Genomic DNA, 293 nt, shown 5'->3' on the forward strand with positions numbered 1-293 from the left:
GCCGGGTTTATCGCCAACACCTGACCACCTCGCCATGCCTGCTTGTATTCGAGCTGGCGGCGCAGCTCAAACCAGCCCTGATCTAATATCGAACGATTCAGCCCTGATTTTGCCCGGACGTTGCGCCCCGGCTGACTGGTCGTGCCTGCTGCTGATTTTGACATGCTGGCAACCTTCAAATCCTCAATGACGATCATCGCGTGGTTTTTGCTGATAGTCGTTGTGACCTTGTGAAGGTAATCGCGGCGGGTGTTGGCGATATGTGAGTGCAGCCGCTGGATCTTGGCTTTTTG

1 protein-coding gene is annotated in these 293 nt (G+C 54.9%); it reads right to left on the minus strand.

The genetic code is table 11. From position 1 onward, the window contains the following. On the minus strand, positions 1–293 hold a 293-nt coding region (locus MUW49_RS21230; RefSeq protein WP_210558341.1), incomplete at both ends, for an RNA-guided endonuclease TnpB family protein.

Source organism: Aeromonas sp. LsrichE-8G, assembly GCF_022869435.1.
Taxonomy (GTDB): Bacteria; Pseudomonadota; Gammaproteobacteria; order Enterobacterales; family Aeromonadaceae; genus Aeromonas; species Aeromonas caviae.